This window comes from Alistipes sp. dk3624 (genome assembly GCF_009557455.1).
GTDB lineage: Bacteria > Bacteroidota > Bacteroidia > Bacteroidales > Rikenellaceae > Alistipes_A > Alistipes_A hominis.
The window spans coordinates 520827-533576 of the sequence record NZ_CP045651.1 but is presented as its reverse complement, the minus strand read 5'-3'; the positions used below and the strand labels follow the sequence as shown (position 1 = coordinate 533576).

Sequence of the window (12750 nt, the reverse complement as noted above, 5' to 3'; positions counted from 1 at the left end):
GGTTTGCTAATAGCCCAGATCCTCGTTGATCAGGATGACGGCGATCCGCTCTTTCGGAAAACACTTTTCGAGGATCAACCAGCCGTTGCAAATCCGGTCGGGACTGTTGCAGTCGTGACACCGGGCGGTCGTCCGGCAGGGCGTTTTGAATGTCGCATGAGCGAGGGCGTTCATCGGGGCGGCGAGGGTCTTGATCCGCTGGCGGGCCGATTCGAGGTCGGGAGTCAACTTGTTCCGCCCGATGAACAACAGGACGTGTTCTGGCCCGAATGCGACCGCCGCGATGCGGTTGCCGATCATATCCAGCCATACCAATTCCCCCTTTTCTGTCACGGCATTCGCTCCGGTCAAAAACAGATCGGACAGCAGGGCCTGCCGTCTGGTCAGGAGATTCTCGGCGCGTTCTTTCGACGGGTCGAATCCGTCGATCAGCGTGCGCCGGTCGTCCTGCCGGATGACGTTCAGGATTCCGCTGCGGTGCATGGTGCGCGAATCGGCATAACCTATCGTACGGGGAGCCAGCTTTTCGATGATCTCCGCCGCCGCGTTTGCCGCATCTTCGATCCGGTCTACGACGATTGCCGAGAATCCGTTTTTAGTCAGCGCTTTCGCACAACTTTCCAGGCGTGTCAGCCAGTATTTTTCGGATGGATTCATGTTTTTCGTATTCTGGTTTCAGATCCGGAAACGATTCGGACGTTGCAATGTTAGGGATTTCCGCCTGAAAAAACAAATAGAGGCGGGGATAACGAAAAACTCCGCGAAGAGATCCTCTTCGCGGAGTTTTCATACCGGTGTACGGCCGGATGTTATTTTTTATCCGGCTTCACGATCCCTTCGCGCATGTGGGTGTCGGCCTGGATGTTCTGTATTTTGTAGTAATCCATCACGCCGAGATTGCCGTTGCGGAAGGCTTCCGCGATCGCCATCGGGATTTCAGCCTCGGCCAGGATGACTTTGGCCCGCGCTTCCTGCGCTTTGGCTTTCATCTCTTGTTCCAGCGCTACGGCCATCGCCCGTTTCTCTTCGGCTTTGGCCTGCGCGATGTTCTTGTCGGCATTGGCCTGGTCCATCTGCAAGAAAGCGCCGATGTTCTTGCCCACGTCGATATCGGCGATGTCGATCGACAGAATTTCGAAGGCGGTTCCCGCATCCAGTCCCTTTTCGAGTACTACCCGCGAGATGAAATCCGGATTCTCAAGCACGGTCTTGTGCGACGTCGACGAACCGATCGACGATACGATCCCTTCGCCCACGCGGGCCAGCACGGTGTCCTCGCCGGCGCCTCCGACCAGTTGTTTGATATTCGCCCGTACCGTTACGCGGGCTTTGGCGATCAGTTGGATGCCGTCTTTGGCTACGGCCGCTACCGGAGGGGTGTTGATCACTTTCGGGTTGACCGACATCTGTACGGCTTCCGCCACGTTACGGCCGGCCAGGTCGATGGCCGCCGCCATCCGGAAGTCGAGCGTAATGTTGGCTTTTTGCGCCGAGATCAGAGCCGTCACGACGTTGGGCACGTTGCCGCCCGCCAGGAAGTGCGCTTCCAGGTCGTTGGAGGTCAGATGCAGACCCGCTTTGGTTCCGGCGATCATCTGGTTGACGATGACCGAGGGCGGCACCTTGCGGAACCGCATCAGCACCAGTTGCAGCAGACTGATGCGTACTCCCGATACGAGGGCCGAAAACCATAGCCCGATCGGAATAAAGTATAAAATGAACCATAACAGAACGAGCGCGACGAACGCAATCACCCAAATACCAAATCCTTCCATAGTCATATTTTTAGTGTTTTTGTGTTTTTAATCGAGCGGTTCGGAAAATGTTCCCCGGTATCCGGCCGCGGAATCGACCCGCCTTACGATGACGGCGGTATTGTCGTAGCCGATCACTTCGATCGCCTGGTGCGGGTCGATGTAGGCGTCCACGGATTTTGCTTCGATGGTCACTTCGCCGAGCTGCACTTTACCCATCGGAGCGAGTCGGGTCAGCGTTTCGCCCCGTTGTCCGACATGGATGTCCTGCTGTTCGGGGGTAGGGGTAGACGTGCTGTCCACGGTCGCTTTCAGCGAGAAACGGCGCCATGTATTGGCTCTGAGCGAAACGACTACCGCGATGACGCAGAGGATCACGATCGTTGCGAGGATCAGTGCGCCGCCCATTACGCCGTATTGCATGAAACCGTAAAATGCGGCCGCCAGAAATGCGACGAATGCTCCGATCCCGGCGACGCTGATTCCCGGCAGCAGTACCAGTTCCGCTACCAGCAACAGTACGCCCACGACGATCAGCGCGACGATTAACCACATAAGCCTGTTTTTATCAGATTTTATCCCGGACGGGAAATTCTTTTCCAAGGTACGGATTTTTTGGAAACCTGCAAAAGAACCGGTCGAAAATAAGGTGAAAAACAAATGCCTTCCGTTTTTTACCGGGGAAGGCATCGTTTTTAGGGGGCGCGGAACCGGTCGCTAATAGTCGAGGGCTAATACGGTCGCGCTACCCTGCGAGACTGCATTGATAGCCCGGCACAGCGAATCGGCGGCTTCCTTGCTGTCGAAATTCCCGATCGAATAGAGGTAAGATCCGTCGTCGTTCGTGGCGCGCGAGAGTTCCTTGCCGGCCGCCTGGCTGTCGGTCACTTCTTTGATCGCCTCGCTAATGGTTTCGCCCTGCCCGGCGATCTCTACGCGGTACAGGGTGGAAAGCTCGCCGGCCGTTCCTTCGCCGCCCGTTTCACCGGGAATTTCGAAGCGGCCGTCACGCCATACGACGATTTCCGGTTTGCGGAATCCCATGCTTTTCAGCTTGGCCAGTCCGGCGTCGGCGGCGGCCGCATCGCGGAACGCCCCGGCGAAGTAGCGGAATTTCCCGTCTTCGCTCTTCTCGTAACACAGCGGATAGACTCCCTTGAAGAGCGAAACCGCTTGCTTCTGGGTGAAAGCGCCCAGTTGGATGCGGTATACGGTTCCCTGTCGGTATACTTCCATTTCCGGGATCGGGTTCGAGGCGTTGTATTTCGACGGGCTGGCCCGTTCGATATCGGCGTATTCGATGAAAATACGCTCTTTAGGAGCTATTTTCGGCAGGTCGTAGTGCAGTTTGCCGAAAATTTCGGCCTGTTTGTTCACCGAGTCCCGGGCCGCCGTGTATCCGAGGATTCCGGCCAGGGCCTCCTCGTAGCCGAGCAGCAGCCGTTTGTTCAGCGGGTAGCCGTAAACGGTTTCCGAGGCTACGCTGTCCTGCATCGCGGCGATTTGCTGGCGGTTGTTGCGGAATTGCGTGCCGAATTTGTCCAGCATCTCGTTCTTGCCCATCTTGTCGAGCAGGTAGTTGTAAGCGTAGGTCTTGTTGTCGTAAATGTAATTCCAGACATGCGACAGCGAGTCGCTGAGCGCCCGGTTCAGCGATCCGATCGATTCCAGTTGCGCATAGGTCTCTTCGGCCAGCGTTTTGTTGGCGGTCGTGTCGTACAGGGTTGCCAGCGAGTCTGCTTTCCGATAGTTTTCCAGATAGGTTCCCAGCAGTTTCAGCGGCAGCGGTTCGAGTTCCTGCGCGTGCCGCAGCGCTTTGTAATCCTGCTCCGACAGGTTTTCTTTGAAGTAGACGTTGTAGACCAGATTCGGAGTTTGTTTTCCGCCCGCCGGAGCCGGAGTGCCGGCTGCCGCCGGATTTTCGGCCGTGCCGTTCAGATTCTTTAGGATGAAGTCCTGCTCGATCGCTCCGATTTCATTGGCCGTGACTCCCTGCTGGTTCCGGATTTCGAAGAGTTCTTTTTCGAGTTGCAGGATTTTGGTTCCGAGCTGTTCTTTTTCCGAATCGGTGGTTTCGGCGGTAAAAAGTTTGCGCGTGTCGTTGATGACCTGCACGACCGAATCTTCGGTTCGGTGCAGACGCTGTTCCTGTTCGAGCAGGGACATGTATTTCGCATTGCTTTCCAGTCCCGCTACGCGCGCCGTGACCTGCTGTCCTTGCAGTCCGGTCGAGAGGGCAACCGCAAACAACGTAACAAATAGCTGACTCAGTCTGTACATGGCAATATCAATCTAACTGCAAAAATATATTTTTTAACGACACGGACGTGCGGCCCGGCGTCATTTCCACTTGTTCAAAAAGAAAAGCTGGATGAATCCGAAAATTTCGAACCGTCCCAGCAGCATCATGATCGTGGCGATGAATTTCACCATCCCCGGCATCTCGTGGTAGTTGCCCATCGAACCGACCTGCCCGAACCCGGCTCCTGCATTCGCCATGCTGGCTACCGTCATGCTGAAGCTGGTTTCAAGATCGATGCCGAAAGCGGCTACCGCGACCGTTCCGATCCCCAGCAGCATCAGGTACAGTACGATAAAAAGCATCGCCATGTTGACCGTATTGTTCTCCTGGATCACTCCATTGAGTTTCACCCGGATGATGGCGTTCGGATGTTGCCGCTGAATGATGGCGGCTTTCATCGCTTTGAACGACAGTAGAATACGGTCGCATTTGATGCCGCCTGCGGTCGACCCGGCGCAGGCGCACTGGATTGTGAACAGCATCAGCACGACGATGGCAAGCGGCGTCCATACCGACGAGTCGGCCGTGGCGAAACCGGTGGTCGAAGCGACCGATATAATCTGGAATAGGCTGTATCTTAGTGAAATCCATATATTCGGATAGATGTCCGTCAGCCACAGGCTGATCGCAATGACGACGCCTCCCGCGAGTGTCGAGAAAATGTAGTATTTGCTGATTTCCGATTTGAAGATGTTGTTGTTCTTGCCGGTCAGCGTGCCGTATATCAGGCCGAAATGCAGTCCGGAGACCAGCATGAAGAACATCACGATGAATTCGACCCCGGCGTTGTTGAACGACGCGATGCTCGAATTGCGGGTGCAGAATCCGCCGGTAGCGATGGTCGAGAACGAGTTGCAGACCGCGTCGAACCAGCCCATCCCGACGATCTTCAGCAGCACGGTCTGGATCAGCGTCAATCCGACGTAAACGACGATCAGGATTTGCAGCGTTTTCTGGGTGCGGTACCGGAAATTGTCCTTGGCCATCGACGACAGTTCGACGCTCGAAAGTCGCATCTTGGTCGAGCCCATCGACGGCAGCACGACCAGGACGAACATCACGACCCCGACGCCTCCCAGCCAGTGTGTCGACGCCCTCCAGAACAGCAGTCCTTTGGGTAGCGCTTCGACGTTGCTTAGCGACGTAGACCCGGTCGTCGTGAAGCCCGAAACGCTTTCGAACCATGCGTCGGCCAGCGTGAATTCGCCGCCCCAGAGCATGTAGGGCAGCATACACATCAGGCACGACATCAGCCACGCCCCGACCACCACGCCATAGCCTTCGGAGCTCGATATCTGTTCGCCGCCTTGCACGAAGATCAGCGGAAAGGCTCCGAGGATCGCCGTCAGCAGGAAACTCTGCAACAGCGGGTAGAAAGCGGTATCCATGCCGTTCAGCAGCGAAACGCAAGCCGACAGCAGCAGGAACGCCGCGTTCAGCAGCAAGATGAGACCGATGTATCTGAGTACGATGTTCAACCGCATGTCCGACTATTCGTTTCGTTTGCTTTTTTGCTGATCGATCAGTTTTTCGATGGATTCCTTCAGCCGGAACATTTCATCCCGGCCCTCGACGTTCACCTTGAACGGGATTTTCGAATTCAGGTAATTTTTCAGCGCGTCGGTGATTTTCAGCACCGGGGAGATGTAGTACAGGTTGATGAAATAGAAAAATACCACGACGATCAGAATGCCGATCAGCAGCGCGATGAAGCCCGGCATCGTAGCGCGGTAGGCGTTGTCTTCGAGCCGCTGGGCTTTGACGTCCATGATGCGCTGCGAGGAGACCATGAAATTTTTGATCGACGTGGTCAGGTCGGCATACGACGTTTCGTAGATGTTGACGTACCAGCCGACGCTGTTTTTGTGCAGACTGTCGCTGAGGTAGGCGTCGACGATCCGGTTGTAGGCGACGTTGGCGGCGTAGATCGAGTCGAACCCCTGTAGGTCGCGGATCAGCACGTTGGCTTCGCGCATCGACGAGTCGAATTTTTGCCGGCCGACGATCAGCATCGAGTCGCTGTTGCGGCTGCCCGAGACGATCATCTGCAGCAGTGCGGTGTTCTGATCCTGCACGGCGTCCAGCATCGTTTTCGACAGTTCCATGTTGCGGAAGCTGGCTCCCAGCATGCTGTGCGTCGAATGGCTCAGCCTGCTGAGCTCGAAGTAGGAAATGATTCCCGAAAAGAAAAGCAGCAGGGCCAACGAAAGGAAGCCCAACCGTATTTTGTTTTTCAAACCCATGCCCGATTGTCGTTGTTCAAGATTACAAATATAAACAATTTGGCGTACTTACGCTATTCCCGGCTGAGAATCGCCGCATCCATTACCTCTTCACCGTCCGTCGCAGTCAGTTTCACCGGCGTGATCGTATTGATTAGCGCACGGTCGAACGGCGTGCGGACTTTGACGTAGTTGCCTGTGTATCCGTACATATATCCGTTGCGACGCGTGCTCTCCCACAATACTCGCGCTTGCGTTCCGACCTGCTTTTCGTAAAAAGCGCGGTGCAAACGTTCCGACAGCGCGCCGAGCTCGGCGGCCCGTCGTTCGACGACCGGCGGCGGAACCCGGTTCGGGAATCCGGCGGCGGGGGTGTCGGGACGCGCGGAGTAGGGGAAAACGTGCAGGAATGCCGGGGCGAGACGTTCGAGGAAACGGTAGGTGTCGGCGAAGTCTTCGTCCGTTTCGCCCGGGAATCCGACGATCACGTCGATACCGAGGAATACGTCCGGCACGGCGCGGCGCACCGCAGCGATCCGGTCGGCGAACTGCGCCGTGTTGTACCGGCGGCGCATCAGCGCCAGGATGCGGTCGCTTCCGCTCTGGATCGGAATGTGAAAATGCGGCTGGAATCGTTTCGAAGCCGCTGTGAAAGCGATGACCTCGTCGGTCAGCAGGTTCGGCTCGATCGACGAAATGCGGTAGCGATCGATGCCTTCGACCCGGTCGAGGGCCCGCAGCAGGTCGATGAACGGTTCGCCGGTCGTTCGGCCGAAATCGCCGGTGTTGATACCTGTCAGTACGATTTCGCGTTGACCCTGCGCGGCGATTCGCTGCGCTTCGGCCGCGAGATCGGCAATAGGGAGGTTGCGGCTGGCGCCGCGCGCCAGCGGAATCGTGCAGTAGCTGCAATGGTAATTGCACCCGTCCTGTACTTTCAGGAACGAGCGGGTGCGGTCGCCGGTCGAGAACGCGGCGAAAAAGTTCGTCAGCTCGCCGGCTTCGCAGGTGTGTACCGATGCTTTGCGTTTGGCGCCGAGTGCGGATACCCGTTCGTAGATCGAGCCTTTGTCGTTGTTGCCGATCACCAGGTCGACCCCGTCGATGGCGGCCAGATCCTGCGGCCGTAGCTGGGCGTAGCATCCGGTGACCGCGACGATGGCATCGGGATTCGTCCGGACGATCCGGCGCACGATGTTGCGGCACTTTTTGTCGGCATGTTCAGTGACCGAACAGCTGTTGACGACATATACGTCGGCGGTTTCCCCTTGCCGGGCGCGTACGAAGCCGCCCGCTTCGAATTCGCGGGCGATGGTCGACGTCTCGGAGAAATTGAGCTTGCAGCCCAATGTGTAAAAACCTACTTTTTTAGCGGATGACATGGCGTTGTATTTCGATACCGGCGCAAAGGTACAAAACCGCCGCCTAATTTTTGCCGCTTATGCCGCATTGTGGAAGAATTCCCGAAAAAAACGCGTAGCTTTGCGGTTCGATCGACGGTTTATGGATTTCTTTTACGAACTTTTTCAATACAGGTTTCTGACCCATGCGACGCTCGCCTGCCTGTTGTGCGGTCTGGCCTGCGGCATGGTCGGTACGTACGTGGTGTGCCGCCGGCTGGTTTTCCTCAGCGGCGGGATCACCCATTCGTCGTTCGGCGGGATCGGGATCGCCTACTATTTCGGGCTGAATCCGATTGCCGGCGCGTTCTGTTTCGCGGTGCTGTCGGCGTTCGGGATCGAAGCCTTTACGGCCGGCAAACGGATCCGCGAGGATTCGGCGATCGGCCTGATCTGGTCGCTCGGCATGGCCGTCGGGATCATCTTCGTATACCTGACGCCGGGATACGCTCCGAACCTGATGAGTTTCCTGTTCGGGAATATACTGAGCGTCACCTCCTCCGACCTGATCTGGATGGGGATCGTCGACCTGGCGATCGTGATCGTTTTCGCCGTCTGGTACCGGCCGATCTTGTACGTGGCTTTCGACCGGGAGTATGCCCGCAGCCAGAATATGCCGACGCGGTTGATCGGTTACCTGATGTCGGCGCTGATCGCCGTGACGATCGTCATTTCGATCCGCGTGGTGGGGATCGTTCTGCTGATCTCGCTGCTGACCATGCCCGCGGTGATCGCCAACCAGCTGACCCGCTCGTTCGGACGGATCATGGCCGGGGCTTCGGCGATCGGCGTGCTCGGTTCGTTCGCCGGGCTTTATGTCAGCTACAAGGGCGATATTCCGTCGGGCGCGTCTACAATATTTATACTGACCCTTACGCTTATTATTGTAAAACTATTACCTTTGCGTGACTTTATGCGGAAGCGGGATGAAAACGGTACATAAGCTCATATTGAAATCGTACGTAGGGCCGATGGTGCTCACCTTCTTCATCGTCCTGTTCGTTTTTATCATGCAGTTCATGTGGCGCTATATCGACGAACTGGTCGGCAAGGGGCTCGGCATGGGCGTGATTATGGAGCTGATGATGTACGCCGCCATCACGCTGATACCGATGGTACTGCCGCTGGCGACGCTGTTCGCCGCCGTGATGACGATGGGCAATATGGGCGAGAATTACGAACTGCTCGCGCTGAAATCCGCCGGCGTATCGCTGCCGAGGATCATGCGGCCGCTGATCGTACTGGTCTTTTTCGTCGCCGTCGGCAGTTTTTTCGTCGCCAACAATCTGGTGCCGATGGCGATGCGGAAGATGTCGGCGCTGATCTACGACATCCGGCAGCAGAAACAGGTCATCGAGTTCAAGGACGGGCTCTTTTTCAATCTCGACAACGACATGAGCATCCGGGTCGACCACCAGGACCCGAAGACGAAGCTGCTGACCGATATCCTGATCTACGATACGCGCAATACCAATATAAACGGTAAGATGGGGACGATCGTAGCCGACTCCGGCTACATTTCGCTGTCCGACGACAAGCGTTTCCTACTGGCCACGCTGTATAACGGCGAGATGCACGAAGAGGTGCGCAACTACCAGTGGATGAAAGATAATACGCTGGAACGCCGTTATTTCGACGTTTACAACATGGTGATCCCGATGTCGGGTTTCGATTTTTCCCGAACCGACATGTCGCTGTTCAACAACAGCCAGACCAAAAATACGAAAGAACTTTCGGCCGGGATCGACTCGCTGGAGAAAGTCAGCGCGGCGGCGGCCAGCGCCTCCTACCAGCCGCTGATCACCACCTTCATTTTTCCTTTCGACCAGGGTCTCGGCACCGATTCGATCGCTCCGTTGCACGGGCGGCCCGTTTACCTGAATGCGCACATCGACAGCATGGGTCTGAAAGACCGGCAACGGATTTACAACGAGGCGCTCAACAAAGCGCGCAACTCCCGCAGTTTCTACTCGTTTGACGAGGTAACCTCGAAAGACGCCCTCACGCAGCTCTACAAATTTAAGGTCGAGTGGCATAAAAAAATGGCCCTGCCGGTTTCGATCATGATCTTTTTCCTGATCGGAGCGCCTTTGGGAGCGATCATCCGTAAGGGAGGGCTGGGGATGCCGGTCGTCGTATCGGTCGGTTTCTTCGTAATCTATTACATCATTACGATCACCGGCGAGAAGATGGCGCGCGAGGGCTCGTGGAACTCTTTTATCGGGATGTGGATCGCCACATTTATCCTGTTGCCGATCTCCGTCTACCTGACCTATAAAGCGACCAACGATTCGAACCTGTTCAACGCCGAATGGTACCTCGCCCACACCCGGAGAATCCGCGGATTTTTTAAACGGATATTCCCGCGAAAACGGCGTATGCAGCCGGAGAACCGGTAACCGTACGAAAACCGAAAATTAAAAATACAAAATCGAAATATCATGTCACAAGAACAAAACAACGAAAAGATTCTCAGCAGTGTGGACGAAGCGATCGAAGATATCCGCGCGGGCAAAGTCGTCATCGTGGTCGATGACGAGGATCGGGAGAACGAAGGCGATTTTATCGTCGCCGGCGAAAAGATCACCCCGGAGATCGTCAATTTCATGCTTCACAACGGCCGCGGCGTGTTGTGCGCTCCGTTGACCGAAGACCGCTGTCGGGAACTGGATCTGGAGATGCAGGTTGCCAACAATACGTCGCTGCTCGGTACGCCTTTCACGGTGTCGGTCGATTTGCTCGGACACGGTTGTACGACCGGCGTGGCTGCGACCGACCGCGCGGCTACGGTGCGGGCGCTGGTCGATCCTGCCACCAAGGCGTCCGATCTGGGCCGTCCGGGGCATATTTTCCCGCTCCGGGCGCGTAACAAAGGGGTGCTCCGCCGTCCGGGTCATACCGAAGCGGTGATCGACCTGACGCGGATGGCCGGACTGACTCCCGGCGGCGCGCTGATCGAGATCATGAACGAAGACGGTACGATGGCCCGTCTGGGCGATTTGCGGAAAATCGCTCAGCAATTCGGCCTGAAGATCGTTTCGATCGCCGATATCATCGCTTACCGCCTGAAAACCGAATCGATCGTCGAGCGGGGCGAAATGGTGGATATGCCGACGGCATGGGGACATTTCAAGCTGATCCCGTTCCGCCAGACGAGCAACGGGCTGGATCATGTGGCCTTGATCAAAGGGGAGTGGGAGCCGGACGAACCGGTGCTGGTGCGCGTGCATTCTTCGTGCGTGACGGGTGATATTTTCGGTTCGTGCCGCTGCGATTGCGGAGCCCAGTTGCACGAAGCGATGAAAATGGTCGAGCAGGAAGGAAAAGGCGCAGTCGTCTATCTGAATCAGGAGGGCCGGGGAATCGGCTTTTTCAATAAAATGAAAGCCTATAAATTGCAGGAAGAAGGGTACGATACCGCCGAAGCCAATGTCAAACTGGGTTTCGGGGTCGACGAGCGCGATTACGGAGTCGGAGCCAGCATTCTGCGCGAGATCGGTATCCGGAACATGCGGCTGATGACCAACAATCCGCAGAAACGCGCCGGGCTGGAAGGCTACGGCCTGCGAATCGTCGAGAATGTTCCGATCGTGATCGCTCCGAATCCGTACGACGAAAAATACCTTCGCACCAAAGAGCAGGTGATGGGGCACCGGCTCGGATTGTTTAAGTAATAACGGATAATACGCTGTGGTCTAATGGGAATAGCTGTTGCTCATATAGCGCTTTGGACGAACCGTCTGGAAGAACTGCGGGATTTTTACGTGCGTTATTTCGACGGGGAGAGCGGCCCCGTATACCGTAATCCGGCCAAGGGATTCGAGTCTTTTTTCGTCCGTTTCGACGGCGTCGTCGCGTTGGAACTGATGCGGAGGACGGATATCCGGGATTCGGACGAAGGCGAGCATACCGGCTTTTGTCACGTCGCGTTCGGCGTCGGCAGCCGCGAAGCGGTGTGCAGCCTGACCGAACGGTTGCGGCGGGACGGGTATCGGATCGCCGGCGAACCGAGGCAGACCGGGGACGGATACTTCGAGAGCGTCGTTTGCGACCCCGACGGCAACCGGATCGAGATCGTAGCTTAACGGGATATTTAGAGATATGGACAGCAAGAAACTGCGTATCGTTTATATGGGTACCCCCGATTTTGCGGTGGCCCCGTTGCGGAGATTGGTGGAAACGGGTTATCACGTCGTCGGCGTCGTGACGATGCCCGACAAACCGGCAGGCCGCGGGCTACATTTGCAGCAGTCGGCCGTCAAGCGGTATGCCGTGGAAGTCGGGTTGCCGGTTTTGCAGCCCGAAAAATTGAAAGATCCGCAGTTCGTCGAGACGTTCCGGGCGTTGCGGCCCGACCTGGGAATCGTGATCGCTTTCCGGATGCTGCCCGAGATTATTTGGTCGATGCCTGCGCTGGGGACGTTTAACCTGCATGCGTCGTTGTTGCCGCAGTACCGGGGGGCCGCGCCGATCAACTGGGCGATTATCAACGGCGAGACGGAGAGCGGCGTCACTACCTTTATGCTGAACCACGAGATAGACAAAGGAGATATCCTGTGCCGGAGCCGTGTCCCGATCGGGCCGGACGAGTGCGCAGGAACCTTGCATGACAAACTGATGGTCGCGGGGACGGATTTGGTCGTCGAGACGGTCGAAAAGATCGCGGCGGGAGACATCGTACCTGTCGGACAGGATGACATAGCGCCTGCCGAAATCCGGGAGGCGCCGAAAATATTCAAAGACACCTGTCGGATCGACTGGAAATCCGACCGCCGGACGGTGTTTAACCTGATCCGCGGACTGAGTCCCTATCCGGTCGCATGGAGCGAACTCCGCAGGGACGATGCGGCTCCGCTTGCCGTCAAGATTTACCGTGCTCATCCCGATCCGGATGCGGGAGCGGGGTGCGCTCCCGGAACGATCCTTTCCGACAGAAAAACCTTTCTGAAAGTAGCCTGTGCGGACGGATACGTTTTTCTCGACGAACTGCAGGTGGCCGGTAAAAAGCGTATGCCCGTAGCCGATCTGCTGCGCGGTTTTCAGCGAATCGACGCTTGCGTATTCGTGTAGGA

General features: G+C 56.7%; 12 protein-coding genes. 5 read left to right on the top strand and 7 right to left on the bottom strand.

What is annotated here, in order from left to right:
* Nucleotides 1-6: 6 nt before the first annotated feature.
* The 7 genes from GFH31_RS02315 to mtaB form a co-directional block, all read right to left on the bottom strand.
* Complete coding sequence (locus GFH31_RS02315; protein WP_055205115.1) at nucleotides 7-657, bottom strand: lactate utilization protein; 651 nt, start codon at nucleotides 655-657, stop codon at nucleotides 7-9.
* A gap of 152 nt (nucleotides 658-809) precedes the next feature.
* Nucleotides 810-1775, bottom strand: a complete 966-nt coding sequence (gene floA / locus GFH31_RS02310; protein WP_101574024.1) for a flotillin-like protein FloA — start codon at nucleotides 1773-1775, stop codon at nucleotides 810-812.
* A gap of 27 nt (nucleotides 1776-1802) precedes the next feature.
* A complete protein-coding gene (locus GFH31_RS02305; protein ID WP_055205169.1) occupies nucleotides 1803-2309 on the bottom strand; it encodes an NfeD family protein in 507 nt (168 codons plus the stop codon).
* A gap of 162 nt (nucleotides 2310-2471) precedes the next feature.
* Nucleotides 2472-4034: a sporulation protein gene (locus tag GFH31_RS02300; protein ID WP_101574026.1), complete on the bottom strand. Its 1563-nt coding sequence runs from the start codon at nucleotides 4032-4034 to the stop codon at nucleotides 2472-2474.
* 60 nt (nucleotides 4035-4094) lie between these two features.
* The gene (locus tag GFH31_RS02295; protein ID WP_172970801.1) at nucleotides 4095-5540 is read right to left on the bottom strand and encodes a TrkH family potassium uptake protein; all 1446 of its coding nucleotides are present in this window, start codon (nucleotides 5538-5540) and stop codon (nucleotides 4095-4097) included.
* Nucleotides 5541-5546: 6 nt separating this feature from the next.
* Nucleotides 5547-6299 (bottom strand): hypothetical protein, encoded by a 753-nt coding sequence (locus GFH31_RS02290; RefSeq protein WP_055205118.1) that lies wholly within the window; start codon nucleotides 6297-6299, stop codon nucleotides 5547-5549.
* A gap of 53 nt (nucleotides 6300-6352) precedes the next feature.
* Nucleotides 6353-7660 (bottom strand): tRNA (N(6)-L-threonylcarbamoyladenosine(37)-C(2))-methylthiotransferase MtaB, encoded by a 1308-nt coding sequence (gene mtaB / locus GFH31_RS02285; RefSeq protein WP_118458925.1) that lies wholly within the window; start codon nucleotides 7658-7660, stop codon nucleotides 6353-6355.
* Nucleotides 7661-7781: 121 nt separating this feature from the next.
* Between mtaB and GFH31_RS02280 the strand changes: the two genes are divergently transcribed.
* The 5 genes from GFH31_RS02280 to fmt are packed head-to-tail and all read left to right on the top strand — an operon-like array spanning nucleotide 7782 to nucleotide 12748.
* Complete coding sequence (locus GFH31_RS02280) at nucleotides 7782-8621, top strand: metal ABC transporter permease (RefSeq protein ID WP_118458930.1); 840 nt, start codon at nucleotides 7782-7784, stop codon at nucleotides 8619-8621.
* Nucleotides 8605-10077 carry an LptF/LptG family permease gene (locus GFH31_RS02275; RefSeq protein ID WP_118657237.1) on the top strand — a complete coding sequence of 491 codons (1473 nt, stop codon included), beginning with the start codon at nucleotides 8605-8607 and terminating at the stop codon, nucleotides 10075-10077. Before GFH31_RS02280 ends, GFH31_RS02275 begins: the two co-directional genes overlap by 17 nt.
* 42 nt (nucleotides 10078-10119) lie before the next feature.
* Entirely contained in the window at nucleotides 10120-11352 is a 1233-nt protein-coding gene (locus tag GFH31_RS02270) for a bifunctional 3,4-dihydroxy-2-butanone-4-phosphate synthase/GTP cyclohydrolase II (protein WP_055205122.1), read from the top strand.
* Nucleotides 11353-11376: 24 nt separating this feature from the next.
* A complete protein-coding gene (locus GFH31_RS02265) occupies nucleotides 11377-11763 on the top strand; it encodes a VOC family protein (protein ID WP_153498284.1) in 387 nt (128 codons plus the stop codon).
* Nucleotides 11764-11779: 16 nt separating this feature from the next.
* Nucleotides 11780-12748 (top strand): methionyl-tRNA formyltransferase, encoded by a 969-nt coding sequence (gene fmt / locus GFH31_RS02260; protein ID WP_118657236.1) that lies wholly within the window; start codon nucleotides 11780-11782, stop codon nucleotides 12746-12748.
* The last annotated feature ends 2 nt before the right edge of the window (nucleotides 12749-12750 follow it).